This window comes from Micromonospora coerulea (assembly GCF_016598485.1).
Classification (GTDB): Bacteria; Actinomycetota; Actinomycetes; order Mycobacteriales; family Micromonosporaceae; genus Micromonospora; species Micromonospora coerulea.
The window spans coordinates 88,082-113,822 of sequence record NZ_JAEMUW010000008.1; the positions used below are offsets into that span (position 1 = coordinate 88,082).

A 25,741-nucleotide genomic window follows, 5' to 3' on the forward strand; every position below is an offset into this window, starting at 1 on the left:
GTCGTTCCCCCGGGGTGCGGCGCCGACGCCGCCCCAGGCGACGACGCGTGATCGAGCGTGCGGGCGAGCGCGGGTCGCCCGTCCGACCGGAAGGGTAGCGGTCGATCGGCGACTTGCCAGCCCCGCGTGGCCCGGCGGCGCCGCACCATCCCGGACGTGAGCCGGGCGTCGACCACCTGGACCCGGCGATGTGTCGCATATGTGACGGCCGGTGATCATCCGTGCGCGTCCCGTTGCCGGGACTGCCGATCGGCCCTACGTTCGTCGCGATGCGGGGGCCGGACCGGGCAGCAGTCCGAGCCCGACGGTGGTGACCCAGATCAGGTACGACGCCCGGAGGCAGCGCATGCGCGACGCGGAGAACATTCCTCGAGCTCAGTTTCCACAGGGTGACCGGGCCCGGCGGCCCGGTGAGGTCGAGCCTCCCGGCCTGCCGTTGAACGAGCGGTCGTACCGCCGTTGCGCCGAGCCGGCCGAGGTGATCCGCACGCTGGTCCGCCCCGGCGAGCGGTGCCGGGACGAGGACGAGCCCGGGTACGTCATCCACCTGCCGGTCCGGGTTCCCGACCTGGCGGCGGCCACCGCGCTGGCCGGCACCGTGGCCACGTCGCTGGGCTTCCTCAGTGAGCTGGACGCCGGCGAGACGACGGTCTCCACGGCCGACGACCAGAACAACCGGCACCGGGTCTTCTGCGACCTGCTGCTGCCCGACCGGAGCCGGTGCCCCCAGCGCTACGACCACGAGGGGCCCTGCGGTGAGCTGCCCGTGGCGCCCGAGCAGCGTCCCGCACCCAGGTCGCCGTCCTGACCGTAGTCTGTGCCTGGAAGTGTCCATGCCAGGCAAGGGAGCCTTCACCCGATGCAGAAGTGGGAATACGCCACGGTCCCGCTGCTGGTCCACGCGACCAAGCAGATCCTCGACAACTGGGGCGAGGACGGCTGGGAGCTGGTCTCCGTGGTTCCCGGCCCGAACCCGGAGCAGCTCGTCGCCTACCTGAAGCGCCCGAAGGGCTGATGGCCATGAGCAACGGACCGCACGCGAAACTCGCGGAGCTCGGCCTGACCCTGCCCGAGGTGGTGCCGCCGGTGGCCAGCTACGTGCCGGCCGTCCAGTCGGGGCAGCACGTCTATGTCTCCGGCCAGCTGCCGATGGCCGAGGGCAAGCTGCTCGCCACCGGCAAGGTGGGTGCCGGCGTCTCCGCCGAGCAGGCCAAGGACCTGGCCGAGCGGTGCGCGCTGAACGCCCTGGCCGCGATCGACTCGCTGGTCGGCCTGGAGAACGTCGTCAAGATCGTGAAGCTGACCGGCTTCGTCGCGAGCGCGTCGGGCTTCACCGGCCAGCCCGGTGTCATCAACGGCGCCTCCGACCTCTTCGGCACGGTCTTCGGCGAGGCCGGCCGCCACGCCCGCAGCGCGGTAGGCGTAGCCGAACTCCCCCTGGACGCCCCCGTAGAGGTCGAGGTAATCGTCGAGGTCGCCTGACCCCCTGCCCCTCCCGTACCCGCGATCTTGCACTTGGTGCCCTGGCGAAAGCCCCGAACGGGCACGAATCAGGGGCCGAAACTGCAAGATCGCGGGACCCGGCGGGCGGGGTCGTACGATCGCAGCCATGACCGGGCGTGTGACGGGGGCGGCGGCGGCACTCGCCGACGAGCTCCCGGGATGGGTGACGCTGCTGCGGGCGCCGAACCCGGGGCCGATGACCCTCGACGGCACCAACACCTGGGTGCTGCGCGCGCCCGGGGCGGAGCACGCGGTCGTCGTCGACCCCGGCCCGGCCGACGAGGAGCACCTGGCGGCGATCGCCGCGCACGCGCCGATCGGGCTGGTGCTGATCACCCACGGGCACCCGGACCACACCGAGGGCGCGCCGCGCCTGAGCGAGCGGCTGGGCGGGGTGCACGTCCTCGCCGCCGACCCGGCACACACCATCGGCGGCGAGCCGCTGACGGAGCCGGGCGAGCACTTCGGCGGCTTCGGCCTGGAGATCCGCCTGTTGGACACCCCAGGGCACACCGCCGACTCGGTCTGCTTCCTGGTGGAGCACGCTGGCGAGCGGGTGGTGCTGACCGGCGACACGATCCTCGGGCGCGGCACCACCGTGGTCGCCCACCCGGACGGCCACCTCGGCGACTACCTGACCAGCCTGGAACTGCTCTCGACGTACCGGGGAATCCCGGCGCTGCCCGGCCACGGCCCGGCGCTCGCCGACTGCGGCGCCGCCGCCGAGTTCTACCTCGCCCACCGCCGGGCCCGGCTCGACCAGGTCCGGGCCGCGGTCGCGGCCGGCGCCACCACCGCACCCGAGGTGGTCGAGCGGGTGTACGCGGACGTCGACCGGTCGCTGTGGTGGGCCGCCGAATGGTCGGTCCGGGCCCAGTTGGAGTACCTCGGGGTCGCCACCCGGGAATCCGGCGCGGGGGGCGCGGAGTTGGAGCAACCGTGACCTGCCCCGTGTGTGGAACCGTCGCCGTGCCCGGCGCGCGGTTCTGCCACAACTGCGGGGCGGCCCTGCCGGCAGCCGCCACCCTGCCCGCCGCCGAGCGACGGGTGGTCACCGTGCTCTTCGGCGACCTCTCCGACTTCACCTCCTGGTCCGAGGACCTCGACCCGGAGCGGGTCGGCGCGGTCACCGACCGGGTGCTCGCCGCCCTCGCGGGCGCGGTCAAGACCTTCGGCGGCCATGTCGACAAGCTCACCGGCGACGGGATCATGGCCGTCTTCGGCGCGCCGGTCGCCCACGAGGACGACGCCGAGCGCGCCGTCCGCGCCGCGCTGTCCATGCAGCGGGCGGTCCGCCGGGTGCTCGACGACGAGCGCGGCGGCGGTGCTCCGCTCGGCCTGCGGGTCGGCCTCAACACCGGTGACGTGATCGCCGGCATCCAGGCCGCCATCGAGTACACGGTCATCGGCGACACGGTGAACACCGCCGCCCGGCTCGCCGACGCCGCCGCCGTCGGCGCGGTCTACGCCGGCGCCCGCACCTCCGCCGCCACCCGGCACGTCGCCTCCTGGCGGGCGCTGCGCCCGCTGCGGCTCAAGGGCAAGCGCGAGCCGGTCGAGGCGTACGAGCTGCTGGGTCTGCTGGACGCGCCGGGCACCCGGTCCGGCCTCGGCGACGAGGCGCCCTTCGTCGGCCGGGAGACCGAGATCGGCCGGGTCGCCGGCCGGCTCGCCGAGGTGATCGACCGGGGCGAGCCCCGGGTGCTGCTGATGACCGCCGAGGCCGGGATCGGCAAGTCCCGGTTCGCCGCCGAGGTGGAACGCCTCGCCGCCGGCTACGATGTCGGCGCCGGCCGGTACGCCGCGCACACCGGCGCGCGGGTGCTCTCGGTGCGGTGCGCCGCGTTCGGCGAACGACGCCGGCTCGCCCCCCTCGCCGACCTGGTCCGGGCGGCGGTCGGCCTGCCCAACGACGCGGCCACGGCGCTCACCCGGCCCGCGGTGGAGGAGCGGCTGCGCCGGCTCGGCCAGCGGCTCGGCCGGCTCCCCGGTGATCCGCCCCCGCTCGCCACCGACCAGCTGCTCGCCCTGCTCGGTTACGCCGAGCTGCCCGGCGCCGACAACGGCGAGTGGAGCGCCGCCGCCCCGCCGCAGGACGCCGAGGCGGTGCCGAACGCGGTCGCCGGGCTGCTCAGCGCCCTGGCCGTCGAGGCGCCGCTGGTGATCGTCGTGGACGACCTGCACGACGCCACCGCCGAGACGATCAACGCGCTCGGGGTGACCCTGTCCCGGCTCACCGGCCCGGTGCTGGTGCTGCTGCTCGGCCGGCCCGAGCTGGTCCGTACCGCCGGGGCGCTGACCCGGGTCGCGGACGCCGAGGTGCACGCGCTGCCCCCGCTGCGGGGCGCCGACGCGGCCCGGCTGCTCACCACCTACCTCAACGGCGGGAAGCTCCCGCAGCCCGACGCGGACCGGCTGCTCGCCACCGCCCAGGGCAACCCGTTCTACCTGGCCGAGCTGGTCACCCTGCTGATGGAGCGGGGCGCGCTGACCGCCGGCGCGGACCGCGCCACCCCCGCCGGGTGGCGACTGGTCCCCGGCTCGCTGGGCAGCCGGTTGCTCTCCCGGGACCTGGCCGCCGTGCTCGCGGCGCGCATCGACGCGCTGCCGGCGGACGCCCGCTCCGTGCTGCGCGACGCGGCGGTCGTCGGCGACACCGTGCCGATCGGCGCGCTGGAGGCGCTGCGCGAGCAGCGCGCCGGGCGGGACGGCCGGCCCGCGGCGGTGGTCGCCGTCGAGCTGGAGCGGGCCGTGGAGGAGCTGCTGCAACGCCGGATGCTGCACCGCACCCGCGCCGGGTACGCCTTCGCCACCCCGCTGATGCGGGAGGCCGCGTACGCCGGGGTGAGCAAGGCCGAGCTGGCCGAGCGGCACGCCGCGCTGGCCCGCTGGGCCGCGCCCGGGACGTCGGGTGGTGGCGCGCCGGGCGGCTTCACCGAGGCCGCCCGGGACGACTTCGTCGCCGAGCACGTGGAACGGGCCGCCGCCCTCGCCGACGCGGTGAAGCTGCGTCCGGACGCGCCGGCCCGCGCGGTGCTCCCGCTCGGCGTGGCCGCGCTGGGCCGGGCCGCCCGCCGGTCGTTGCAGGCCGGGGAGCCGATGCTCGCCGTCGAGTACGCCGAACGCGCCGCCGAGCTGGCTCGCGACGGCGTGCCGCTGGCCGACCGGGTGGTGCACGCCCGGGCGCTGCTCCAGATCGGCCGCCCGACCGACGCGCTGGCCTTCGCCGAGAAGATCGCCGCCAACGCCGGCGACGCCGGCACCCGGACCAGCGCGCTGCTGCTCGCCGGGCAGGCGCACCAGACCCTCGGCGACCAGAGCCGGGCGGAGGGCAGCTGGCAGGAGGCGTTGCAGGTGGCCACCGCGGGTGAGCTGCCGACGATGCGCGCCTCGGCGATGCGTCGGCTGGGCATGGCCGACTTCATCGCCGGCCGCCTCGGCCAGGCGAGCAGCCGGCTCGCCGCCTCCTACCAGGTCAGCCTCGCCGCGAAGGACCCGCGCGGGCAGGCCTGGTCGCTGCAGAACCTGGCCTGGGTGACCACCACCCGGGGCGACTTCGCCGGGACCGACGCGGTGCTCGGCCGGGCCGCCCGGCTCTTCGCCGAGCTGAAGGACCCGTACGGGCGGGCCTGGCTGCGCGGCACCACCGCGTTCGCCCGGCTCCTCGCCGGCCGGTTGCGGGAAGCCTGCCGGATGGCGCGGGTCTTCCTGCCGTTCGGGGAGCGGGTCGGCGAGGCGTGGGCGGTCGGCACGCTGCGCGCGGTGGAGGCGTACGCCACCGCCGAGCTGGGCGAGTTGGCCGAGGCGGACCGGGCGGCGCGGCAGGCGTACCGGGAGTTCGCCGAGGTCTCCGACGACTGGGGGCAGGGCTTCGCCCTGGTCGTCCGGGGCGTGGTGGCGCGCGGGCTCGGCGAGCCGGAACACGCCGCCGACCTGTTCACCGACGCGCTCGCGTACGCCGACCGGACGTCCCACCCGCTGCTCACCGGGATGGCCGGCACGCTGCGCGGCTTCGTCGCGCTGGACATGGGCGACTGCGAGATCGCGGAGCGGGACGCGCGCGCGGTGCTGACCAACGTCGAGCCGCACAATCCGCAGGCGCCCGCCCAGGTCGCGCCCCGGGTGCTGCTCGCCATGGCGCGGCTCGCCGCCGGCGACCCGGCCACCGCGGTGGGGCTGCTCGCCCCCGTCGCCACCACCGCCGCGAGCACCCCGTCGCTGCTCATCTCCCGCCGCCAGACGATGGCCCGGTACGCCTCCGCGCTGCTCGCGCACGGCCAGCGGGAGCAGGCGCTGGACTGGGCACAACGGGCGGTCGCCGCCCCGGCCGAGGACGTCCGCAGCCAGGTCATCGCCGCGATGGTGCTGGCCGAGACGCTGGCCGCCTGTGGTCGTCCCGCCGACGCGCTGGCCAGCGCCGACGAGGCGGTACGGCTGGCGTACGCCACGGAGCAGCGCAGCGAACGGGCCGTCGCCGACGCACTCCGCGCCCGCCTCGCCCTCTCCTGACCGGTCCCTCGCCGGCCCAGCCCCTCCTCGCGATCCCGGGAGGAAACGGCCCCCTCGGGGCCGGGTTCGCCCAAGATCGCGGGACCGGGAGGTCTGGCGGTTTCGGGGATGTGAGCGTCGGGGGTGGGGGCTAGCGTGTGTCTGGTCGAGACGGCCGCCCACGGTGGTGGCCGCGGGTAGGGGAGGACCGGATGAGGCTGCCGCGTTCCGGCGCCGGCTGGACGATGGCCGTCTTCGGCGTCCTCGCGCTGCTGCTGGGCGCGCTCGGGCTGATCTGGCCGGAGGTGCAGCTGCGGCTGCTCGGCTTCGAGGTGCCGGCCACCCGGGCGCCCGGTGACTACACCGGCACGTTCCTCACCGCCTCCTCGATGGCGTCGTTCAACATGGGGGTCTACTACCTGCTCGCCACCGCGACGGAGTGGCGGCCGTTCTACCGGTTCACCGTGGTGTTCCGCCTGGTCACGTTCACCGTCTTCAGCATCGCGGTGCTCTCCGACATCGCTCCGGACCGGTTCTTCGGGGTCGCCGCCTGGGAAGGCCTGGGCGCGCTCGCCACGGCGGCCGGCCTCTGGTGGGACGCCCGCCGTGCCGCGCCGGTGGCCGACGACATCGATCCGGTTGACCGGGCCGGGACGACCGCCGCCGACGCCCCGGCCGGCTCGGTCGCGGCGGACGACGCCGCAGGTAGCGCCCCGGCGGCTGGTCCGGTCCACTGAGCCGACGGTGGAGACAGGTATTTTCGAGCCGTGACCGACACCCCGCCCGGTGCCCGCCGGCTGCCCATCGTGCCCGGTCTGACCGATCTGGAGGTCTTCGCGCGGGGTGGCTACGCCACCGTCTACCGGGCCACCCAGATCTCGGTGGGACGCGAGGTCGCGGTCAAGGTGGAGAACCGCACCCTGGACAGCGAGCGGGACCAGGCACGCTTCCTGCGCGAGGCGCGGGCGGCCGGCAAGATGTCGTCTCACCCGCACGTGGTCGACCTCTTCGACGTCGGGGTCACCGTCGACCAGCACCCGTACCTGATCATGGAGCTCTGCGACGGGTCGTACGCGGAGCGGATGCGGACCTCGCCGCTCGGTCCGGCCGAGACGCGTGACCTGGGTGTGAAGATCGCCGACGCGCTCGCCCACTCGCACGCGGCCGGGGTGCTGCACCGGGACGTCAAGCCGGCCAACATCCTCTACTCGCACTTCAACCCGGCGGTGCTGGCCGACTTCGGGCTGGCGGTGCTGGCCGAGGTGCGGGACGCCTCGGTCACCCTGGAGGTGCTCACCCCGGCGTACGCGCCGCCGGAGATGTTCAGCCACAGCCCACCCTCACCGGCGGTCGACGTGTACGCGCTCTGCGCGACCCTCTACGCGGTGATGCACGGCCGGCCGCCGCGCTGGCAGTCCGAGCGCAACCCGAGTCTGGTCACCGTGCTGGAGATGTTCCACCAGCCCATTCCCGGGCTTCCCGGGGTGCCGGAGGAACTTGTCGACGTGCTCCGGGCCGGGATGGCCAACGATCCGGGGGAGCGCCCGTCCGCGGTCGAGCTGCGCGGCATGCTCGCCGCGGTTCGGCTAGACCCGGGCGCCGCCCCGGTCTCCGGCGCCCCGGTCTCGGGCATCCCGGTCAGTGGCGGCGCCACCGGCCCGTACACCGTCGGCCGGACGGGGCAGCCGGCCCAGCGGCCGCCGGCGGAGGACGCGCAGCCGACGGTGCCGACGCCGGGGCGGCGGTGGCGGCGGTGGTTCCTCGGTGGGGCCGGGGTCCTCGCGCTGGGCGCCTCCGCCGGCGTCGGCGCGTGGCTGGCCGGGGGTGCGCCGGCCGTGGTGCCGCCGACCCCCGTGGCGACCGGGGTCAGCGTGGGTGGCGGCGGGTCGGAGGTGCTGCCGGGCTGCCGGATCGGCTCGGCGGGCGTGGAACTGGCCGCAGGTGGCCGTTGCGCGTCCGAGTTGGAGTGTTTCGGGCCGGTGCGGCTGCGCGGCACCCGGGCGGAGGCAACCCGGATCCCCTGCGACGGCCGGCACACCTGGGAGACCTACGCCGTGGGAGACCTGCCGGCCGCCCTGGTCGGGGTCGGGCACGCGGCGATCAGCGCCGACCCGGTCGTCCGCGGCGTCTGCAACGCCCGCACGTTCCGGCTCACCAGCGGCATCCGATCCCAGGCCGGGTGGAACCTGGAGGTGCTGCCGCCGGCCGAGGCGGGCCCGGACCGCACCTACCGCTGCCTGGCCGGCCGGGGCGTGGACGCGCTGGCCGCGCCGACGCTCACCGGTCGCTGATCCCGTTCGCGGCGCGGCTGCCCTGCACCGCCCGGCTGTCCAGCGCCTCCAGCGTGTCCGCGTACAGCGCGCGGCTGTCGCGTACCGCCCGGCTGTCCAGCGCCTCCAGCGTGTCCGCGTCCACGCCGTAGCCGGCGGGGACGGGCTGGGCCGGCGGCCGCGCGGCCGGAGCCGGGGTGCCGCCGGACTGCCGCGCGGCGGTGACCGCCACGCCGGCCACCATCCCGAGCAGCACGCAGAGCAGCGCCAGTAACACGGCGACAACGCCCTCCGGCCGCCAGATCACCAGCATCACCAAGGGAGCGGCCGCGGCCAGCGACGCGGCGACCGCGTTCACCCGCGGATCGGGCTTCGGGAACAACCTCACCCGACAAGCATGGCCCAGCTCACCCGCGTGTCAACCGCGGGACCTGGTCACCGGTTCCCGGGCGGGCCGGTTGGCCGCAACACGCGGCACAAAATAGCGTCGATCATGAATTATTCGTTACATCAATCGGCAATTTGTCGGTCTCATGGGCGTTTGACGGGCGGCCTTTGTGGCTGCTGATCCCTAGAGTGACGAAGGTCGAGCTCTGCTCGACTGACCCCGTTCCCCACCGGAAGGCAGCCACATGCCAGGTGCAATGCGGTCCCTGACCGCAACAGGGATCGCCGGCATCGTCCTCGCCGGATCGGCGGTCGCGCCCGCCGCCGCGGCGCCGAGGCTGACGCCCCAGCCGTCCACCTCGGACCGGACGAGTCCCGTCGAGGCCCGCCGGGTCGACCGCGTGCCGGCCCCGAAGCTCGACTGGTACGCCTGCTACGACTACGCCGAGTGCGCCACCGCCCGGCTTCCGCTTGACTACGACAACCCGAAGGGCGCCACCACCGAGGTCGCCGTGCTCCGGGTCAAGGCCCGGGACCAGCAGCACAAGATCGGCAGCCTCTTCCTCAACCCGGGCGGCCCGGGTGGTTCCGGCACCAGCATCGCGCTCGCCGCGCCGTACTTCCTCGGCGACGACCTGCTCGACCGGTTCGACATCGTCGGCGTCGACCCGCGCGGCGTCGCCGCCAGCGAGAACATCAAGTGCTTCCCGTCGGTGAAGGACCAGACGAAGGCGTACGCCGGGCTGAACGTCGCGTTCCCGTGGACGAAGGCCGAGGAGAAGGCGTACGTCGCGTCGTCGAAGGCGGTCGGGAGGGCCTGCTCGACCAGCGGCAAGCCGCTGACCGGGGCGGCGTCCACCGCCGAGGTGGCCCGGGACATGGACGTGCTGCGCCGCGCGGTGGGCGACCAGAAGCTCAGCTACCTGGGCTTCAGCTACGGCACCGCGCTGGGCCACTACTACGCCAACATGTTCCCGGATCGGGTCCGCGCCCTCGTCGTGGACGGCGTGCTCAACCCGAATGCCTGGGTCGGCCAGGGCAAGGCCCGCAACCAGCTTCAGGAGAGCCGGCTGCGCAGCGCCGACGGCGCGTACCGGGCGCTGCACGAGATCCTGGTCCGCTGCGCGAAGGCCGGCGAGGAGGCCTGCCCGCTGGCCGCCGGTGACCCGGTCGCGGCGTACGAGCTGGTGGCGAAGCGGCTGCGGAAGAAGCCGCTGGTGGTCGACGATCCCGAGCTGGGCCAGTTCACCGTCAGCTACGCGGACTTCGTCGGCGCCACCCTCGGCGCGCTCTACGACCCGTACGGCTGGCGGGACGTCGTCGGCCTGACCAGCGAGCTGCTGGTGCTCACCGACCCGGCGTCGGTGTCGGCCGCCCGCCGGGCCGAGGCCCGCACCGCCGTCGTCGCCCGCGCCGCGAAGGCCCGCCAGCAGCGCGGCTACGACTTCCCGTACGACAACGGGCTGGAGACGTTCCTGACGGTGGACTGCACCGACGCGTACCACCCGAAGAGCGCCGATGCCTGGTCGGTGCTGAGCGCCAAGGAGGACAAGCGGGCCCCGTACTTCGGTCGGGCCTGGGCCTGGGGCGCCGCGCCCTGCGCCCGCAACACCTGGACGGTGCGGGACGAGGATGCCTACACCGGCCCCTTCAACAAGCGGACCAGCGCCCCGGTGCTGGTCGTCGGCAACTACTGGGACCCGGCGACCAACTACCACGGCGCGGTCAGCTCGGCGGCGCTGCTGCCGAACAGCCGGCTGCTCAGCAGCGACAGCTGGGGGCACACCGCGTACGGCACCTCGGCCTGCGTGACCGGCGCGGTCGACGCGTACCTGCTGACGGTGGCGCTGCCGGCGACGGGCACCGTCTGCACCGGTGACGCGCAGCCGTTCGTCGAGGTGCCTGCGGCCGAGCGGGCGGAGGCGTCGAAGAGCGCCCTAGCTCGGGCCGGCGAGCCGGGCCGGGGTGAGCCGAAGCGGCTCCCGCCGGTCGTGGCGCCGCTGCCGGTGGTCGGCACTCTGACGGTCCGCTGACGGACCCCCGGGGTGCGGCGGTGATCGGGCACCCGCCGCACCCCGGGCCCGGCGCGGGCATTCTCAGCCGGGCGTCCGGCTGGAACGATGACGACATGTCGTCGCTGTCGATACCCCAGGTGACCTATCTCGGCGGGCATCCGGACCGGGCGGACGAGACACGGGGCCTCACCGCCGTCGTCGACCGCTCCGGCATCCTGCTCCGCCGGCCGTTCCGCCGGTTCCTCACCTTCGACTGGGCCGCGCTGCGCGGGCTGGAGGTGCGGACGCCGGGCTTCCTCAGCCTGGCGATCAGCTTCCTTCCGGCCTACGACGACGGCTCGTCCCTGCACCTGCACCTGGACCGCGGGGTGTGCCGCTTCCACGTCCACGGCGTCCCCGCACCGGACCTGCGGGAGCGGCTCGCGTCGTGGGTGGGGGACACGGTGGGCCCGCCCGCGCCGCTGCCGGCGATGCCCCCGCCGCCACCGCGCGCGTCGAGCGGGCCGCTCGACGTGGTCCGAATGTCCCTCGACCTGTGGCGAGCGGGCGGCCTCGGGCGGGAGTCCCTGCCCGACCGCGGCACGCTGGCGTACCGGCTGAGCCTCGCCGAGGACCACCGCCGGTGTGGACGGTACGGCGAGGCGATCGCCCTGCTCGAGCCGCTCGCCGCCGGGGCGGCCCAGGCCTTCGGCCCGGTCGACGAGGACACGCTGAAGGTCCGTAACGCGCTCGGCCAGGCGTACCTCGATGCCGGGCAGGTCGACGACGGGCTGGACGTGCTGCGCGAGGTCGTGGCCGTGGCCGAGCACCTGCACGGCGTCGACGGCGCACTCACCCTGGTCGTCCGCAACAACCTGGCCATCGCCTACCAGCACGCCGGCCAGTACGCCCAGGCCATCGAGCTGCACGAGCAGAACATCCGGCACACCGAGCGGAACCACGGGCGGGACAGCATCGAGACGATCGGCCGGCGCAACAACCTGGCCGCCACCCTGGCGCTCGCCGGCTACCGGGAGCGGGCGATCGAGCTGTACTGGGAGGTCCTCGACGCGCTGCCGGACGGCTACCGGAGCCACACCCTGGCGGTCAACGCCCGGCAGAACCTGGCCATTCTGCACAACCCGTCCTGGACGCCGTGACGACCCCGGGTCGGTGCGTCAGGCGCGGGGCCGCGGCGCGGACCCGGCCCGCCGGGCGCGGGGGACGGTGCCGTCCTTGCGGATGATCACGCTGATCTGCTCCCCGACTTCCCCGGTCAGCCGGCCCGGACAGGCCAGTCCCAACCGGACCGCCAGCTCTCGGCCGTACAGGTCCACGGCGGCCTCGACCAGGTCGGCGTAGACGGCGACGGCCAGGCGGGACCGGTACCGGGCGGTGAGCAGGATCGCGACGCCGACGACCAGGGCCGGCCACCAGAACGCCCCGAGGACGGCGTAGAGGACGCCCCAGCCGGCCAGGCGCGCCGCCGCGGCGCAGCGGTCCTGCACGGCGGTCAGCTCGCCGCGCACCTCCTCGGGGAGGACCAGCCACAGCCGCGGCCACACCGGCGCGAGGTCGATGCCGTAACTCCGGTGTACCCGCACGTCGGCGGCGTGCAGCCGGTCACCGGTCCAGGTCGGCCGCTCCGGCTCCACCAGGCAGATCGCCGCGCGACGGGCGATGGCCCGGCGCGACCGGGCCCGACGGGCGGGATCGGCGGTGTCCGCGAGGAACTCGCGCTCCGCGTCCGCCGCCTCGGCGTCCGCCCGCTCCCACCGTCGACGGCGCCGGCCGGCGAGCCCCCGCAGCACCGGCGCGGATCCGGTCAGGCTCCAGGTCCACGCGACGAACACCCCCACCGACTGCGCGACCAGCCCGGCCGCCGCCGCGCCGAGTAGGAACGCGGCCACGGTGATCAGCAGCGTGGCGCCGCGGCCGCCGGCCGGGGTGGCGGTCACCCGGTCCAGCCAGGCCGGCAGGGCCGCAAGGTCCACGGCGTGGCCCTGACCGAGCACGTGGGCCAGGACCACCGCCGCGGCGAACAGCGCCCCCGGCAGCATCAGCGCGACCGTCCACCGGGTCACCAGCTGCTTGCCCAGCTCGGCGAGGAACGCGTTCACAACGTGATCCGGCTCTCCACGAGGGGCGCACCGGTCAGCCCGCACACCGGCGGGTCGCCGTCGTCGACCGGGACCTTCCGGGGACACGGTCCGGGACCTGGACAGGCCCAGGCGGCGACCGTCGGACGTCCGCCCCCGCCGAGCCACGGCTCGAAACCGCGTACGCCGGTGGTGAGCCCGTCGATGCCGTGGCGGGCGAACGCGGCGTCGAGCAGGTCGAGGTCCTCCGCCAGCGGCCGATCCCGCCGTCCCTGGGCGACCGCGTCGACGATCCGGTCGAGCACCTCGGCGACGCCGTACCGCTCGGCGTGCTCGCGCAGCTGCCCCCCGGCGGCCTGGCTGCACAGCCGGCCGATGCGCTCCGCAACGAGTTCCAAGGTCGCTCCCCGTGCACCGGATGGCCGCTTCCGCTGCCACAGTAGCGACCCGGGCAAGCCACCACCCCGTCCCCGGACGCGGGTCGGATTTCCGCTTTCGTGGACCGGTCCCGACCGGGCAGGATCGTTACGGGACAAGGGGATCGCCGCCCGACGCCAGCGCACCGGAATCGAGAAGCGATGTCGAAACGGACCACCGGCGCCGTGCAGCAGGTCACGGCGGTGACCGCCGAGTACGAACGCACGGGCGCGCCGAGCGTCCTGTTCGGCACGGACCTCTCCGGCGAACAGCAGATCCTCGCCGCTGCGGCCGGTGAGCGCGGCACCGGACGGACGGCGGCGCAGGCGCTGGCTCGGCTGCACTGGTACCGCTACCTCAATCTGTCCGGACTGGACGGTCTGCGGGAGCGTCGGGCGGCGGTCGAGCTGTTCCGGCGCGGCTGCCGCCGGGAACCGGACCTGGTGCCCGAGCCGATCCGGGACGAATGCCGGGAGACCCACCGGCCGAGTTCGCCGCGACTCTCCGACGTCCTGCTCAGCCAGCAGCAGGCCGACCGGATCGCGGGGCTCCGGCAGCGGCACCGGGCGGGTTCCGAGAAGGCCCTCCGGATGCTCGTCAAGCTGTACCAGGAATGGCTTCCACAGCTGGCCGGGGAGCGCGACGACGCCACCGTCCTACTGCGTGCCGCCCTGCTGACCGATCTCGCCGAGGCGCTGGTGACGTTGGCGGAGGAGACCGGAGAGGGGCCGACGTACGACGAGGCGCTGGACGCCGCCTCGGCAGCCCTGTCGGCCACCTCGGACCGGGACCCGCACCGGCTCCACCGGCTCGTCGACCGCGGCCGCCTGCTGGAGCTCTACTTCGACCGGGGCGCCGGCCCGAAGGCGCTCGAACTGGCCATCGGGGAGTACCGCCGGGCGGCCCAGCTCAGCTGGCAGCGGCAGCCCACCGATCCGCAGGTGGTGGCGCGGCTCGGCGCGGCGTTGTGCCGGCTGCACGACATCCCGGAGCTGGCGTCGGTCAGGGTCCTGCTCGAGGCGACCGCCGCCTGGCGCGACGCGGTCCACGCCGCCGCGCAGGACGGGCCCGCGATGGCCTCGGCGCTGGAGCGGCTCAACACGGTCGCCAACCTGTTGGCCCAGGAGGTCGGCCCCGACCTGGCGCTCACCATCGCCACCGCGGCCAGCCGAGCCGAGGTGATCGACCAGTTCCTGTGGCGGACCGAGGAACTCGCCGACCGGATCGCGGTGGACGCCTCACCACCGGCCCTGGCCGACCGGTACGAGTCGGCCGTCCTGCTGTTCGCCGTGGTGCCCGGCTTCCATCGGGCTCGGCCGCGGGCGCTGCTCCTGCTCGGCCGGGCCGAGCTCGACCGGTGGCAACACGGCGGTGAGCTGGACGGTGCGGCGCGGGCGACGACCTGGGCGCAGGTGGCCCTGGACGCCACCGGCCCGTCGCATCCGCTGCGGCGGGACGCGTTGAACCTGTTGGCGGGCGCGGCCGCCCACGCGGGACTGCACGGGCGGGACGAGAACCTGGTCGAGGTCGCGGTTGCCGCCGCCCGCGCGGCGCTCGACCTGGCCGACGAGCAGCCGGAGGAGCGTCCTCACCAACTCGTCGTCCTCGCCGGTGCGTTGGCCGACGCCGGTTCGCTGACCCGCGATCCCGACCTCGTGAACGAGGCGCTGCGGCACCAGCGGGAGGCGCTGAGCCTGACGCCCGCTGGGCACGAGTCGTACGCGTTGCGGCTCATGCGGCTCTCGACCATGCTGACCCATCGGGACGACCTGGTGCCCGATGACGCGCTCCTCGCCGAAGCCGTGGCGGCCAGCGGTCGCGCCGCCGAGGTTCTGCCCGAGGAGGATCCCCGCCGCGTCGGGTTCCTGTACAACCACGCCAGCAGCCTGACCGTCCAGGCCATCCGGCAGAAGGACGAGGCCGGCCTGCTCGCGGCCGAACTCACCTACCGGGAGGCGCTCGCCCTGGTGCCGCCGGATCACCCCGACCAGCCGCGGATCCGCAGCTCTATCGCCGACACTCGGTACCAGCGATATCGGCTCGGCGGCGACCTCGACGTGCTGGCCGACGCCGTGAAGCTGGCCCGGCAGGCGGTCGAGGAGACCCCGCCCGAGCACCACTGGTGGCCGCTGCGGGCCGGACTGCTGGCCCGGGCGGCCGCCAAGCTGGCGAGATCGGGAGGGCCGGACGCCGACCAGGCCCGGGCCGAAGCGATCGCCACGTACGCCGCGATCGCCGCCTCGCCGAGGGCGGACGCGCAGACCAGGATCAAGGCCGAACGACAGCAGGCCGAGCTGGCCCGTGAGGCTGGCGACCCGGCCGCCCGACTGGCCGCCCTGGAGCGGGCGGTGGAGCGGATGCCGACCTCGATCAGCCGGTCGTCGGCCGGCCGCCGCCGGCTCGGCGCCGTCGCCGAACTGGGCGGGTTGGCGGCGGAGGCCGCGGCGGCCGCGATCGCGGCGGACCACCCCGACCTCGCCGTCGAGCTCCTGGAACGCGGTCGTGGCCTGCTGTTCCATGAGGCCCTGGGCATCCGCGGCGGACGGGCGGAGCTGCGGACCGTCAGCCCCGGGCTCGCCGCAGACCTCGACCGGGTCGACCGGGAGCTGGCGGAGGCGGACGCGTACACGCACGTCCGGACCTTCACCATCGAGGTGGAGCGCCGGACGGCGGCCGGCGAGCTGGTGAACAGCTCGACGACGGAATGGGATCCCCGAGCCGTCTGGGTTCCCCGTACCCGGAAGTTGGCGGCCGAACGGGACCGGGTGATCGAGCGGATCCGTGCGCTGCCCGGGTTCGTCGACTTCCTGCGGCCACCGTCGGTGCCGCTGCTTCGCCAGCGGCTCGCGGGCATGCCGGTGGTCGTCGTCAACACCCACGGCGACCGGGGCGACGCGCTGGTCGTACCGGCGGACCAGGAGCGCCCCGTGCAGGTGGTCCGGCTGCCCGACCTGTCCGGGACCGCCGTCCAGCGGCACGTCACCCGGTGGTACGCGGCGGTGTCCGACGCGACCGACCCCTCGGTGCCGTTCGACCGGCGCGCCGCTGCCCAGGAGGAGCTGCACGGCGTGCTGGTCTGGCTGTGGGACGCCGTCACCGGGCCGGTGCTCGACCGGATCGCTCCGATCGACGGTCCGGCTCGCCGGATCTGGTGGGCCCCGGTCGGCGCGCTGGCCCGCCTCCCGCTGCACGCCGCCGGTCATCACCGCGAGCCGGGCCGCCGGCGTACGGTCTTCGACCGCGCGGTGTCGTCCTACACGCCGACCCTCACCGCCCTGGCGCACGCCGCGGCGGACCGGCCGCGACCACCGGCGACGGCCACGGCCACCGTCGTCGGCGTACCGATCGCAGGGGACCTGCCGGCGCTGTCCCAGGTACGCGTCGAGGTCGAGCACGTCGCCCGGCTGATCCCCGGCTCGACCGTGCTCACCGGGACCGAGGTGGCGCCGACCGCGGTCGAGGAAGCGCTGCGGGCGCACCCGATCGCGCACTTCGCCTGCCACGCCGAGGGGGACGCCGGCATCGCCGCGATGCTGACCGGCGGCCTGCGCCTCGGCGGAGGTGGCTCGCTCAGCCCGCATATGGTGGGCTCCTACCAGCTGCAACGGGCCGAGCTGGCCTTCCTCTCCGCGTGCGGAACCGCCGAGACGCACCCGAGGTTCACCGACGAACCGCTGCATTTGGCCGCGGCGTTCCAGCTCGCCGGCTTTCGCGGCGTGATCGGCACGATGTGGCGTACCACGGACAGCGCCCGGATCGCCCAGGCCTTCTACGCCGGGCTGACGAACGGCGGCACCCAGCCGCCGGACACCGCCGCAGCGGCCCGGGTGCTCACCGACACGGTCCGAGCGGTACGCGACGAGTTCCCGGCGACGCCGACCCGATGGGCCGGCCACCTCCACGTCGGACTGAACCGGCCGCTGTGAGGAGCAGGCTCCCTCAGCCGCCCACCTCAGTAGGACTTGTCCTGGCCGAGGACGTGCTGGGCGACGAAGTTGAGGATCATCTCCCGGCTGACCGGGGCGATCCGGCCGGCGCGGACCGCGCCGAGCAGGGTGGCCACCCCGTACTCGGTGGTCATGCCGGCCCCGCCGAGGGCCTGCACCGCGGTGTCCACGGCGAGCGCGGCGGCCTCGCCGGCCGCGTACTTGGCCATGTTGCCGGAAATGCCGGCCTCCAGGTCCCGGCCGGCGTCGTACAGGGTGGCCGCCTTGTGGATCATCAGCCGGGCCAGCTCGACCTGCACCGCCGCGTGCGCGAGCGGGTGGGCGACGCCCTGGTGTGAGCCGATGCTCCGGCCGCCCCAGACCTTGCGGGTGGCGGTGTACTCCGACGCTCGCTCGATCGCGTACCGGCCGGTGCCGGCGCCCATCGCGGCGACCGTGATCCGTTCCGGGTTGAGCCCGGCGAACAGCGCCGGCAGGCCGGCGTCCAGCGACTCGCCGACCAGGGCTTCGGCGGGCAGCCGCACGTCGTCCAGGTAGAGCAGGAACTGGTTCTCCGGGGAGAGGATCTCCATGTCCAGCTTGGACCGGGTCAGGCCCGGCGCGTCGGTCGGCACGATGAACAGCGCGGGCTTCAGCTTGCCGGTCGCCGAGTCCTCGGTACGCGCCACGACCAGCACCTGGTTCGCCTCGTCGACGCCGGAGATGTAGCACTTGCGGCCGGACAGCAGCCAGTCGTCGCCGTCGCGCCGGGCCACCGTGCCGAGCCGGTGGAAGTTCGAGCCCGCCTCCGGCTCGGTGATCGCGAAGACGATCTTCTGGGAGCCGTCGGCGAGCCCGGGCAGGTGGCGCTTGCGCTGCTCGTCCGTGCCGTGCCGGGCGATCACGGTGGCGGCGATGGCCGGGGAGACCACCAGCAGCAGCAGCGGGCAGCCGGCCGCGGCCAGCTCCTCGCAGACCAGGGCCAGCTCGGTGATGCCGCCGCCTCCGCCGCCGTACTCGGTCGGGATGTTGACGCCGAGGTAGCCGAGCCGGCCGGCCTCGTGCCACAGCTCGGTGGTGTGCTCGCCGGCCTTGGCCTTCTCGACGAAGTAGCCGTGGCCGTACCTGCGGCCCAGCGCCCGGACGGCGTCGCGGAGCTGGTCCTGCTCAGGGGTGAGGTCAAAGTTCACTGCGGGGCCTCCTCGGGGTTCGACGGCTCCAGGTCGCGGCGCGGCGTAAGACGCGCCGAGCTGGAGTTGTCGATAACGGCCAGCACGGCGCCCGTCTCGACCTGGCCGCCGGCCGGCACCGGCAGCTCGGCCACCACGCCGTCGGTCGGGGCGAGCACGGGGTGTTCCAGCTTCATCGCTTCCAGGGTCAGCAGCAGCTCGCCGGCGGCGACCCGCTGCCCGACCTCGACGTGCACCCGGGTCACCGCGCCGGGCAGTGGCGCGAGCAGGGACCCGGCGGCCAGCTCCGCGGTGGGCAGCGGGAAACGCGGCAGCTCCGCCAGGCTCGCCGCCCCGTCCGGGCCGTCCACGAAGACCGCCGACCCCGCCCGGTGTACGCGGAACACCCGCCGCACCCCGTCGACCTCGAGCACCACGCGGTCCGGGGACGCCTCGACCAGGGTCACGGTCGGGGACTCGGCGGCGCCGTCGGTGCCGGCATCCCCGGCCGTCGCGACTTCACCGGCGAGCGGTGTCACCGACCACTCGGCGAGCCCGCCCGTCCGGTCCAGCCGGTAGCGGACCTCGATTTCCTCGCCCGTCGGGCCGGCGTAGCGGGTGACCTGCGAGAACGCCGGCACGTTCCGCCAACCGGAGGGGAGTCCGGCGAGCACGGTCGCCTCGGCGCGACGGCCGGTGGCCGAGGCGAGCCCGGCGGCCAGCGCCGCGAGGGGGAGCTGGTCGGCCGGCAACAGCGGAGCGAAGACCTCGTCGTGCCGCTCCAGGAAGCCGGTGTCCATCTCGACCGCGGCGAACTCCCGGCTGCGCAGCACCCGGACCAGCAGGTCCCGGTTGGTGGTGACGCCGTGGAACTCGGCCCGGGCCAGCGCGCCCGCGAGGGCCCGGGCGGCCTCGGCCCTGGTCGGCGCCCAGGCGATCACCTTGGCCAGCATCGAGTCGTAGTGCACGCCCACCACCGAGCCGTCCACCACGCCCGAGTCCAGTCGCAGCCCCTTCGTCGGGGCGAAGGCGCCCACCACCCCGGGGACCGCGAACCGGTGCAGCGTGCCGGTGGCCGGGCGGAAATCCTGACCCGGGTCCTCGGCGCAGAGGCGTACCTCAATCGCGTGCCCGTCGGCCGGCGGGGCCGCCGCCGACGGCAGCGGCTGGCCCTCGGCGACCAGCAGTTGCAGCCGGACCAGGTCCAGGCCGGTGACCGCCTCGGTGACCGGATGTTCCACCTGGAGCCGGGTGTTCATCTCCAGGAAGAAGAACTCCCCGGTCGGGGCGAGCAGGAACTCCACCGTCCCCGCGCCCACGTAGTCGACGGCCCGGCCGGCGGCGACCGCCGCCGCGTGCAGCCGCTGCCGCAGCTCCGGGTCGAGGACCGCCGGTGCCTCCTCGACGATCTTCTGGTGCCGGCGCTGGATCGAGCAGTCTCGCTCGCCGAGGGCCACCACGGTGCCGTGGGTGTCGCCGAAGATCTGCACCTCGATGTGCCGGCCGCGCTCGACGTACCGCTCGATGAAGACCGTGCCGTCGCCGAACGCCGCGGCCGCCTCGCGGCGCGCGGAGGCGACGGCCTCGGCCAGGCCGGCCGCGTCCCGGACGGTCCGCATGCCCCGCCCGCCACCGCCGGCGGACGCCTTGACCAGCACCGGGAAGTCGGTGACCTGGTAGTTGTCGGTCCAGGTGGGCAGCATCGGCACGCCCGCGTCGGCGAGCAGCGCCTTCGCCGCCATCTTGTCGCCCATCGCGGCGATCGCCTTGGCCGGCGGGCCGACCCAGGTCAGGCCGGCGTCGGTCACCGCCGCGGCGAACTCGGCGTTCTCGGCGAGGAAGCCGTAGCCCGGGTGGACGGCGTCCGCGCCGGCCTTGCGGGCCGCGCCCAAAAGCAGGTCGATCCGCAGGTACGTCTCGGCCGGCGTGTTTCCCGGCAGCCGCACCGCCTGGTCGGCCTCGGCGACGAAGGGCGCGTCGGCGTCCGCGTCGGAGTGCACGGCCACCGTCTCGACGCCGAGCGCCCGGCAGGTGGCGAAGACCCGGCGGGCGATCTCCCCCCGGTTCGCCACCAGAAGCTTTCGAATCAACGCTGAGCCTGCCTTTCGTTCGCGACTGCGGGACTCCGCTTCGCTGCGTTCCTCGCGCTCACGGGCTACATCCGGAAGACGCCGAAGCGGTCGGCGCCCTGCACCGGTCCGTTGTGGATCGCCGACAGGCAGAGCCCGAGGACGGTACGGGTGTCCCGGGGGTCGATCACCCCGTCGTCGTAGAGCCGGCCGGAGAGGAAGAGCGCCCCCGACTGGGACTCGATCTGCTGCTCGACCATCATCCGCATCGCGGCGTCGGAGTCCTCGTCGTAATCCCGCCCCCGGGCGGCGGCGGCCTGCCGGGCCACGATCGACAGCACCCCGGCCAGCTGCGCCGGGCCCATCACCGCCGACTTGGCGTTCGGCCAGGTGAACAGGAACCTCGGCTCGTACGCCCGGCCGCACATGCCGTAGTTGCCGGCGCCGTACGAGGCGCCCAGGTTGACCGTCAGGTGCGGCACGGTCGAGTTCGACACCGCGTTGATCATCAGGGCGCCGTGCTTGATGATGCCGCGCTGCTCGTACTCGGTGCCGACCATGTAGCCGGTGGTGTTCTGCAGGAAGACCAGCGGGGTGTCGGCGGCGTTGGCGAGCTGGATGAACTGGGTCGCCTTCTGTGCCTCCTCGCTGAACAGCACACCCCGGGCGTTGGCGAGGACGCCGACCGGATAGCCGTGCAGCTCGCCCCAGCCGGTGACCAGCGCGGTGCCGTAGCCCGGCTTGAACTCGTCGAACTCGCTGCCGTCCAGCACCCGGGCCAGCACCTCGCGCGGGTCGAACGGCACCTTGAGGTCGGCGCTGGCGATGCCGAGCAGTTCCTCCGGGTCGTACTTGGGGGGCTGCGGGACCGGGTTGCGGGGCGGCGGGCCCTGCTTGCGCCAGTTGAGCCGGCGGACGCACTGCCGCGCCAGCCGGATGCCGTCCCGTTCGTCCGAGGCCAGGAAGTCGGCCAGGCCGGACCTCGTGGCGTGCATGGCCGCCCCGCCCAGCGACTCGTCGTCGGTGACCTCGCCGGTGGCCATCTTCACCAGCGGCGGGCCGGCCAGGTACACCTGCGACCGCTCGCGGATCATGATGGTGAAGTCGGACATCCCCGGCACGTACGCGCCGCCGGCGGTGGCGTTGCCGAAGACCACGCTGACCGTGGGGATCTTCGCCGCGGAGAGCCGGGTCAGGTCGCGGAACACCCGGCCGCCCGGGATGAAGATCTCCGCCTGGGTGGGCAGGTCCGCGCCGGCCGACTCGACCAGGTTGACCATCGGCAGCCGGTTGGCCAGGGCGATCTCACCGGCCCGCCGGGTCTTGGCGAGGGACCAGGGGTTGACCGCGCCGCCGCGTACGGTCGGGTCGTTGGCGACGACCAGGCACTCCACGCCCTCGACCACCCCGATCCCGGTGACCACGCTGGCCCCAACCGGGAAGTCCGTCCCGTACGCGGCCACCGGGGACAGCTCCAGGAACGGGCTGTCCGGATCGAGCAGCAGCTCGATCCGCTCCCGGGGCAGCAGCTTGCCCCGCTTGTGGTGCCGGGTCACGTACTTCTCACCGCCGCCGGCGCGCGCCCGGTCGAGCGCGGCGTCCAGCTCGACGAGGCGGTCCAGCAGCGCCTCGCGATTGGCGCGGTAGGCCGGCGAGGACGGGTCGAGCGAGCTGTCCAGTGTGGTCACAGGCCCATGCCCTTCGCGATGATCGCGTTCATGATCTCGGTGGTGCCGCCGCCGATGCCGAGGATCCGGGCGTCCCGGTAGTGCCGTTCCACCTCGGCGTCGCGCAGGTAGCCGAAGCCGCCGTGCAACTGCAACGCCTGATCGACCACCCAGTCGCAGGCGGCCACCGCGACGTTCTTCGCCATCGCCACCTCGGTCACCACCGGCTGGCCGGCGACGGCTCCAGGTCGTGGCGCGGCGGTGGACGCGCCGAGCTGGAGTGGTCGAGCGACCCGGGCGGCCACGTCGTGCACGTACGCCCGGGCGGCCTCGGCCCGGGTGTGCATCTCGGCCAGCCGGTGCTGGACGAGCTGCCGGCTGGCCAGTGGCCGGCCGAAGGTGGACCGGTCCCGGCACCAGCGGGTGGTCAGCTCCACGCAGCGCTGCGCGGTCGCGTACGCCTGGGTGGCCAGGGAGAGCCGCTCGGTGGCGAACTGCTGCATGATCGCCAGGAAGCCGGTGTCCTCCGGGCCGATCCGGTTCGCCACCGGCACCCGCACGTCGACGAAGGACAGCTCGGCGGTGTCCGAGCAGTGCCAGCCCAGCTTCTCCAGCCGCCGGCCGACCGTGAAGCCGGGGGTGCCCTTCTCGATCACCAGCAGGCTGAGCGCGCCGGAGCCCGGGAGGACGGTGCAGACGGCGGTGGTCACGAAGTCGGCCCGGAGCCCGCTGGTGATGTAGGTCTTCGATCCGTTCACCACGTAGTGGTCGCCGTCGAGGAGGGCGAAGGTGCGGATGCCCGCCACGTCGGAGCCGCCGTCCGGCTCGGTGATCGCCAGCGCGCCGATCATCGTCCCGGCCAGCGTCGGCCGGACGTACCGGTCGATCAGGTCGTCGTTCCCGGCGGCGACCATGTGCGGCAGCGCGATGCCGTGCGTGAAGAGCGCCGCGACCAGCCCGGACGAGCCGCCCGAGCGGATGATCTCCTCGGTGACCACGATCGAGTCGAGCAGGTCACCGCCGCTGCCACCGACCGACTCGGGAAAGCCGATGCCGAGCAGCCCAATCTTCGCGGCGGTCTCGTGCAGCGACCGGGGCACCTCACCGGCCCGCTCCCAGTCGTCCAGGTGCGGCAGCACCTCGCGCGTCACGAAGGCCCGGGTCAGCTCGCGGAGCTGGCGCCGTTCGGGGCTGTCCACGATGGTCATCGGTCACTCCTCCTCGGGCAGGTCGACGACGCGGGAGCGGAGCAGTTCGCCGAGCGCCTTGGCCTGCGGGTCGAACCGGGTGGAGGCGGCCACTCCCTGCCCGAGCAGCCCGCGGATCACGAAGTTGACCGCGCGCAGGTTGGGCAGCTCGTACCGCTGCACGGTCAGCGGGGCGGTCTCCGGCAGCAGCTCGACCAGCCGGTCGACGGTGAGCCAGTCCCGCAGCCAGGACCAGGTCCCGTCGGTGCGGGCCCAGACGCCCAGGTTCGCGTCCCCGCCCTTGTCCCCGGACCGCGCCCCGACCAGTTCGCCGAGCGGACCGCGGCGGGTCGGGCCGGTGTCGCGCGACCGCCCGGTCAGCGCTGCCGGCTCCGGATCGCCCCCGACGGCCTGCGCGGCCGTCGTCCGCAGCGGCGGGGGGATCGGCGCCCGCGTCCCGTCGGGCAGCACGGCGACGTGCGCGACCGCGTCCTGCGGCACGGCGTCGGCGGTGAAGACGCCGTACGGGGTGGCGTCGCCGGGCAGAGTGGTCAGCGTGCAGCCCGGGTAGGAGGCCAGCGCCAGTTCCACCGCGGCCGCCGAGAAGGCCCGTCCGGCCCGGGCCTTGTCCCGGTCCCGCAGGTGTACGTGCAGCAGCGCGCTCGCCGCCTCGGTGTCGGTGGCGTCCGGGTGGTCGGTGCGGGCCAGGGTGAACTCCAGCCCTTCCTTGCCGACCGCCTCCTCGATCTGCCCCCGGACCAGGGCCGCCTTGGCCGAAATGTTGAGCCCGCAGAGCACGAACGTCATCGAGTTCCGGAAGCCGCCCAGGTTGTTGACGCCGAGCTTCAGGGTGTCCGGCGGCGGCGTGCCCCGAACCCCGCAGACGCGTACCCGGTCCGGACCGTCGGCGGCCAGGGTGACCGTGTCCAGTCGGGTCACCACGTCCGGCCCCAGGTACGCCGGCCCGCCCACCTCGTACAACAGCTGGGCGGTGACCGTCTCGACGGTGACCGCGCCGCCGGTGCCCGGGTGCTTGGTGAGCACCGCCGAACCGTCCGAGTGGAGCTCCGCGATCGGGAAGCCGGGCCGGTGGCCGCCGTCGGGCAGCTCGGTGAAGAAGCTGAAGTTGCCGCCGGTGACCTGCGCCCCGCACTCGATCAGGTGCCCGGCGACGGTCGCCCCGGCCAGCGCGTCCAGGTCGTCCCGCCCCCAGCCGAAGCGGGCGATCGCCGGCCCCACCACCAGGGAGGCGTCGGTGACCCGGCCGGTGACCACCACGTCGGCCCCGCCGTCGAGGCAGGCGGCGATGCCGAACGCCCCGAGGTACGCGTTCGCGGTGAGCGCGTCGGGCCGCTGGATCGCGTCGCCCTCGACGTATCCGACCCGGACGGTGAGGCCGAGCCGGTCGGCGAGCGCGCCGATCGCCGCGGCCAGGCCGGCCGGGTTCAGCCCGCCGGCGTTGGTGACGATCCGGACGCCCCGGTCGAGGGCGGTGCCGAGGCAGCCTTCGAGCTGGCGGAGGAAGGTCTTCGCGTACCCGAGGTCGGGGTCGCGCAGCCGGTCCCGGCCGAGGATCAGCATGGTCAGCTCGGCCAGGTAGTCGCCGGTGAGCACGTCCAGCTCGCCGCCGTCGAGCATCTCCCGCCAGGCCCCGAACCGGTCACCGTAGAAGCCGGAGGCGTTGCCGACCCGCAGTACGCCGGTCATGCCGGCACGCCGGCGTGGTCGTCCCCGCCCGGCTCGGCCGGGCGGGCGGTGGCCGGTGTGGTCGCCGGCTCGCGGCCGGCCCCGGGGGGTCCCGCGAAGGCCTGGGCGACGTCGAGCCACTCGTCGGCGGTGGACCCGGTGGCGACCAGGGCCAGGTCGGCGCGGTGCCGGCGCTGGGTGACCAGCAGGCAGAAGTCGCGCGCGGGCCCGGTCACCCGGTCGGCGGCGTCCGCCGGCCCGAAGACCCAGGTGGCACCGTGGGGTGCGGCCAGCTCGACTCGCACCGGCGCCGTCGGCACCGGGCGGCCGTGGGCGGCGAAGCCGTGTCCGAGGGTACGGAAGCCGAGGTGGGCGACGTGCCGCAGGCGGTCGGTGGCCGGGCGGAGGACGCCGAGCGCGTCGGCGACGTCCTCGCCGTGCGCCCAGGTCTCCATGATCCGCGCGGTGACCATGGACGCGGGCGACATCCGGGTGCCGTACCAGGGCAGCTTCTCCCCGGGCGGCACGGCGGCGAGGGCCGTCGCGAGCGCCGTCCGGCCGTCCCGCCAGCGGGCCAGCAGCTCGGCGGGCGGGGCGAGGAACGACTCGGCCCCGTCGTCGACCAACCGGGCCGGGTCGGGCGCGCCGGTGACCGAGGCGAAGAACGCCGCCGGGTCGGTGGCGGCGAGCCGGGCCACGTGGTCGGTCCAGGCCAGGTGGGCGATCTGGTAGGCGACCGTCCACCCGGGCGCCGGGGTCGGTCGCGCCCAGTCCCCCGGGGACAGCGGCGCGACGAGGGCGTCGAGCTGGTCGGACTCGGCGGCGAGATCCGCGAGCAGTGCGGTCGGGTCGACCATGGTGCCTCCGGGCGGGTGGGCC

Annotated in this window: 19 protein-coding genes; 10 read left to right on the forward strand and 9 right to left on the reverse strand. The window is 74.6% G+C overall.

Annotated elements, in window-relative coordinates:
* Window positions 1–346 precede the first annotated feature (346 nt).
* From I8N68_RS13000 to I8N68_RS13030, 7 genes are all read left to right on the forward strand, one after another.
* Window positions 347–808 carry a hypothetical protein gene (locus tag I8N68_RS13000; protein WP_200210188.1) on the forward strand — a complete coding sequence of 154 codons (462 nt, stop codon included), beginning with the start codon at window positions 347–349 and terminating at the stop codon, window positions 806–808.
* 51 nt (window positions 809–859) lie between these two features.
* Window positions 860–1,015 carry a Sp36 family protein gene (sp36, locus tag I8N68_RS13005; protein ID WP_013289021.1) on the forward strand — a complete coding sequence of 52 codons (156 nt, stop codon included), beginning with the start codon at window positions 860–862 and terminating at the stop codon, window positions 1,013–1,015.
* 5 nt (window positions 1,016–1,020) lie between these two features.
* Window positions 1,021–1,482 (forward strand): RidA family protein, encoded by a 462-nt coding sequence (locus tag I8N68_RS13010; RefSeq protein ID WP_200210189.1) that lies wholly within the window; start codon window positions 1,021–1,023, stop codon window positions 1,480–1,482.
* 127 nt (window positions 1,483–1,609) lie between these two features.
* Window positions 1,610–2,446, forward strand: coding sequence for an MBL fold metallo-hydrolase (locus tag I8N68_RS13015; protein WP_200210190.1), 837 nt, complete (start codon window positions 1,610–1,612; stop codon window positions 2,444–2,446).
* Complete coding sequence (locus I8N68_RS13020; protein WP_200210191.1) at window positions 2,443–6,012, forward strand: adenylate/guanylate cyclase domain-containing protein; 3,570 nt, start codon at window positions 2,443–2,445, stop codon at window positions 6,010–6,012. The genes I8N68_RS13015 and I8N68_RS13020 overlap by 4 nt, the downstream gene beginning before the upstream one ends.
* A 191-nt stretch (window positions 6,013–6,203) precedes the next feature.
* Entirely contained in the window at window positions 6,204–6,728 is a 525-nt protein-coding gene (locus I8N68_RS13025) for a hypothetical protein (RefSeq protein WP_234039567.1), read from the forward strand.
* Between the two features lie 30 nt (window positions 6,729–6,758).
* Window positions 6,759–8,282 carry a serine/threonine-protein kinase gene (locus I8N68_RS13030; RefSeq protein WP_200210192.1) on the forward strand — a complete coding sequence of 508 codons (1,524 nt, stop codon included), beginning with the start codon at window positions 6,759–6,761 and terminating at the stop codon, window positions 8,280–8,282.
* Here I8N68_RS13030 and I8N68_RS13035 read toward each other — a convergent pair.
* A complete protein-coding gene (locus tag I8N68_RS13035) occupies window positions 8,269–8,649 on the reverse strand; it encodes a hypothetical protein (protein ID WP_200210193.1) in 381 nt (126 codons plus the stop codon). The genes I8N68_RS13030 and I8N68_RS13035 overlap by 14 nt on opposite strands.
* Before the next feature lie 244 nt (window positions 8,650–8,893).
* Between I8N68_RS13035 and I8N68_RS13040 the strand changes: the two genes are divergently transcribed.
* Both I8N68_RS13040 and I8N68_RS33895 read left to right on the forward strand, forming a co-directional pair.
* Window positions 8,894–10,681, forward strand: coding sequence for an alpha/beta hydrolase (locus I8N68_RS13040; RefSeq protein WP_200210194.1), 1,788 nt, complete (start codon window positions 8,894–8,896; stop codon window positions 10,679–10,681).
* 20 nt (window positions 10,682–10,701) lie between these two features.
* A complete protein-coding gene (locus tag I8N68_RS33895) occupies window positions 10,702–11,802 on the forward strand; it encodes a tetratricopeptide repeat protein (RefSeq protein ID WP_200210195.1) in 1,101 nt (366 codons plus the stop codon).
* An 18-nt stretch (window positions 11,803–11,820) separates the two neighbouring features.
* Here the strand turns inward: I8N68_RS33895 and I8N68_RS13050 are convergent, their stop codons facing one another.
* Together I8N68_RS13050 and I8N68_RS13055 are read right to left on the reverse strand one after the other, a co-directional pair.
* The gene (locus I8N68_RS13050) at window positions 11,821–12,762 is read right to left on the reverse strand and encodes a hypothetical protein (protein ID WP_200210196.1); all 942 of its coding nucleotides are present in this window, start codon (window positions 12,760–12,762) and stop codon (window positions 11,821–11,823) included.
* Window positions 12,759–13,139: a 3'-5' exonuclease family protein gene (locus I8N68_RS13055; protein ID WP_200210197.1), complete on the reverse strand. Its 381-nt coding sequence runs from the start codon at window positions 13,137–13,139 to the stop codon at window positions 12,759–12,761. The genes I8N68_RS13050 and I8N68_RS13055 overlap by 4 nt, the downstream gene beginning before the upstream one ends.
* 180 nt (window positions 13,140–13,319) lie before the next feature.
* On the opposite strand from I8N68_RS13055, the gene I8N68_RS13060 reads away from it, so the two are divergent.
* Window positions 13,320–17,084 carry a CHAT domain-containing protein gene (locus I8N68_RS13060; RefSeq protein ID WP_200210198.1) on the forward strand — a complete coding sequence of 1,255 codons (3,765 nt, stop codon included), beginning with the start codon at window positions 13,320–13,322 and terminating at the stop codon, window positions 17,082–17,084.
* 26 nt (window positions 17,085–17,110) lie between these two features.
* Here the strand turns inward: I8N68_RS13060 and I8N68_RS13065 are convergent, their stop codons facing one another.
* The 6 genes from I8N68_RS13065 to I8N68_RS13090 form a co-directional block, all read right to left on the reverse strand.
* Window positions 17,111–18,274 (reverse strand): acyl-CoA dehydrogenase family protein, encoded by a 1,164-nt coding sequence (locus tag I8N68_RS13065; protein ID WP_200210199.1) that lies wholly within the window; start codon window positions 18,272–18,274, stop codon window positions 17,111–17,113.
* A complete protein-coding gene (locus I8N68_RS13070) occupies window positions 18,271–20,343 on the reverse strand; it encodes an ATP-binding protein (RefSeq protein ID WP_200210200.1) in 2,073 nt (690 codons plus the stop codon). The genes I8N68_RS13065 and I8N68_RS13070 overlap by 4 nt, the downstream gene beginning before the upstream one ends.
* 65 nt (window positions 20,344–20,408) lie before the next feature.
* Complete coding sequence (locus I8N68_RS13075) at window positions 20,409–22,010, reverse strand: acyl-CoA carboxylase subunit beta (protein ID WP_200210201.1); 1,602 nt, start codon at window positions 22,008–22,010, stop codon at window positions 20,409–20,411.
* Window positions 22,007–23,197 (reverse strand): acyl-CoA dehydrogenase family protein, encoded by a 1,191-nt coding sequence (locus I8N68_RS13080; protein WP_200210202.1) that lies wholly within the window; start codon window positions 23,195–23,197, stop codon window positions 22,007–22,009. Before I8N68_RS13080 ends, I8N68_RS13075 begins: the two co-directional genes overlap by 4 nt.
* Before the next feature lie 3 nt (window positions 23,198–23,200).
* Window positions 23,201–24,883: an acyclic terpene utilization AtuA family protein gene (locus I8N68_RS13085; RefSeq protein WP_200210203.1), complete on the reverse strand. Its 1,683-nt coding sequence runs from the start codon at window positions 24,881–24,883 to the stop codon at window positions 23,201–23,203.
* A complete protein-coding gene (locus I8N68_RS13090; protein WP_200210204.1) occupies window positions 24,880–25,719 on the reverse strand; it encodes a TIGR03084 family metal-binding protein in 840 nt (279 codons plus the stop codon). Before I8N68_RS13090 ends, I8N68_RS13085 begins: the two co-directional genes overlap by 4 nt.
* Between the last annotated feature and the right edge of the window lie 22 nt (window positions 25,720–25,741).

What these genes read in the sequence shown, in the direction of transcription:
- I8N68_RS13000 (WP_200210188.1), top strand. Translation starts at nt 347, where the DNA reads ATGCGCGACGCGGAGAACATTCCTCGAGCTCAGTTTCCACAGGGTGAC.
- sp36 (WP_013289021.1), top strand. Translation starts at nt 860, where the DNA reads ATGCAGAAGTGGGAATACGCCACGGTCCCGCTGCTGGTCCACGCGACC.
- I8N68_RS13010 (WP_200210189.1), top strand. Translation starts at nt 1,021, where the DNA reads ATGAGCAACGGACCGCACGCGAAACTCGCGGAGCTCGGCCTGACCCTG.
- I8N68_RS13015 (WP_200210190.1), top strand. Translation starts at nt 1,610, where the DNA reads ATGACCGGGCGTGTGACGGGGGCGGCGGCGGCACTCGCCGACGAGCTC.
- I8N68_RS13025 (WP_234039567.1), top strand. Translation starts at nt 6,204, where the DNA reads ATGAGGCTGCCGCGTTCCGGCGCCGGCTGGACGATGGCCGTCTTCGGC.
- I8N68_RS13040 (WP_200210194.1), top strand. Translation starts at nt 8,894, where the DNA reads ATGCCAGGTGCAATGCGGTCCCTGACCGCAACAGGGATCGCCGGCATC.
- I8N68_RS13060 (WP_200210198.1), top strand. Translation starts at nt 13,320, where the DNA reads ATGTCGAAACGGACCACCGGCGCCGTGCAGCAGGTCACGGCGGTGACC.
- I8N68_RS13080 (WP_200210202.1), bottom strand. Translation starts at nt 23,197, where the DNA reads ATGACCATCGTGGACAGCCCCGAACGGCGCCAGCTCCGCGAGCTGACC.
- I8N68_RS13085 (WP_200210203.1), bottom strand. Translation starts at nt 24,883, where the DNA reads ATGACCGGCGTACTGCGGGTCGGCAACGCCTCCGGCTTCTACGGTGAC.
- I8N68_RS13090 (WP_200210204.1), bottom strand. Translation starts at nt 25,719, where the DNA reads ATGGTCGACCCGACCGCACTGCTCGCGGATCTCGCCGCCGAGTCCGAC.